Genomic DNA, 1,991 nt, shown 5'->3' on the forward strand with positions numbered 1-1,991 from the left:
CCCGGTTTCGCCGCGGTCGCATCGAGCGCCTCAGGCGCGCGCTTCATCGCGCCGAGCGCGGAGGAGATCGCGCGCATCCGCGCCAAGCATGCATTCCTGAAGCCGCTGACCGTGCCGGCCAACAGCTATCCGACGCAGACTGCACCGATCGCCTCGCTCGGCTCCTGGAGCTTCGTGCTGACGCGCGAGGATTTGCCGGATGATGTCGCCTATCGCCTCGCGAAGACGCTGCACGGCAACGAGGCGACGTTTTGCAAGAAGCTCGCCCAGGCCTGCGAGACCACAGCCGCGAATACGGTCGCGGCCGCGCCGAGGCCGGAGCTGATCCATCCCGGCGTGATGAAGTATTTTCGCGAGATCGGCGTGGTGAGGTGACGGTCGCCTTAAGCGATCGTCACTTCTTCACCAGCGCACACGCCTGGTCCGGCGGACCGAACGCCTTGTCGCCGGAGATCGTCGTGAGGATCTTGTAATAGTCCCACGGATATTTGCTCTCCTCCGGTGTCTTCACCTGCACCAGCCAGAGATCGTGCACCATCAGATTGTCCTCGCGCAATTTGCCGTTGCGAGCGAAGAAATCCTCGATCGGCTTCTCGCGCATCTTGGCGGCGACCTTGAGCGGGTCGTCGGTGCCGCTTTCCTTGATGGCGTTGAGATAGTGCATCACGCTCGAATAGACGCCGGCCTGCCACATCGACGGCATCTTGTTCATCTTGGCGAAATAGCGCTTCGACCATTCGCGGGTCTTGTCGTCCATGTCCCAATAGAACGACGTCGTCAGGAGCAGGCCTTGCGCCGCCTGCAGGCCGAGGCCGTGGATGTCGGTGATCAGCGCCAGCAGCGCCGCCATCTGCTGGCCGCCCTTGAACACGCCGAACTCCGAGCCGGTCTTGATCTCGTTCATGTTGTTGGGGGGACCGGCGGCAATGCCGATGATCTTGGCCTTGGACGCCTGCGCCTGCAGCACGAAGGAAGAGAGGTCCGGTGTTGCCAGCGGCGGCCGCACCGAGCCCAGCACCTTGCCGCCATTGGCGGTGACGACCGCGGAGGCGTCGCGCTCCAGCGAATGGCCGAAGGCGTAGTCGTCGGTGATGAAGAACCAGCTGTCGCCGCCGCGCTTGACCACCGCATCCGCGGTGCCGACCGCGAGCGCGCGGGTGTCGAACACCCACTGGATCGCATAGGGCGAGCAGAACTTGCCGTGGAAATCGGCGGTGCCGGTCGAGTGGGTGATGAACAGCCGCTTCTTCTCGTTGGCGACGTTCTGCACCGCAAGCCCGACCGCCGAGACCGGCACGTCGACGATCAGATCGACCTGGTCGACGTCGTACCACCGCCGCGCGATGGTGCCGCCGATGTCGGCCTTGAGCTGATGGTCGCCTATCACGATGCTGATCGGCTTGCCGAGCACGGTGCCGCCGAAATCGTCGATCGCCATCTGCGCCGCCGTCACCGAGCCCTGGCCGGTCGGCGCGGAGGCCGGGCCGTTCATGTCGGTGAGCACGCCGATCTTGACGACATCGTCGGACACCTGCGCCATTGCGGCGCCTGACATCAGAGCCGCCGTCAAGGCGGCCGCGACCGGTAGTCCAAATCTGGTTGGATTCACGCTTGTCCTCCCTGATCCGGCGCGTTGGCCGGTGTTGCTTTTTGCCGGGTACGGCCCGGCTGAATTGGTTTCTTTTGCAACTATTTTGGGGCGGGCGTCAATGTCAGGCTGCGAAGCGGATCTGTCCTGCGGATGAGGGATCATAGCCGGTCAGCTCCTCGGCGCGCTGCCGCAGCCGCCGTTCGTCCAGGAAGCGGAGCAGGGCCTGCATGGCGGGGCGGAAATAGCTGCGCTGCCGCATCGCGAGGTCAAAGTTCTCCCAGACCAGCGGCACGAAATCCAAACCGGCCGAGCGCGCGGTGGCGCGGGTCGCAATGCCGCAATCGGCCTGGCCGGCGCGGACCAGTTCGGCAAGGTCCGGACCCGTCAGGCACGGCACCTC

General features: G+C 65.0%; 3 protein-coding genes. 1 reads left to right on the forward strand and 2 read right to left on the reverse strand.

Features of this window, described 5'->3' with window-relative positions:
- On the forward strand, positions 1 to 375 hold a 375-nt coding region (locus tag MOV75_RS36140), incomplete at its 5' end, for a TAXI family TRAP transporter solute-binding subunit (protein WP_247007758.1).
- A gap of 19 nt (positions 376 to 394) precedes the next feature.
- On the opposite strand, the gene MOV75_RS36145 is transcribed toward MOV75_RS36140, so the two are convergent.
- Both MOV75_RS36145 and MOV75_RS36150 read right to left on the reverse strand, forming a co-directional pair.
- Positions 395 to 1,609: an ABC transporter substrate-binding protein gene (locus MOV75_RS36145; protein WP_246932204.1), complete on the reverse strand. Its 1,215-nt coding sequence runs from the start codon at positions 1,607 to 1,609 to the stop codon at positions 395 to 397.
- Positions 1,610 to 1,712: 103 nt separating this feature from the next.
- A partial coding sequence (locus MOV75_RS36150; RefSeq protein ID WP_247007759.1) for a substrate-binding domain-containing protein occupies positions 1,713 to 1,991 on the reverse strand: 279 nt, incomplete at its 5' end.

The sequence above is a fragment of the Bradyrhizobium sp. PRIMUS42 genome, from assembly GCF_023006515.1.
GTDB lineage: Bacteria > Pseudomonadota > Alphaproteobacteria > Rhizobiales > Xanthobacteraceae > Bradyrhizobium.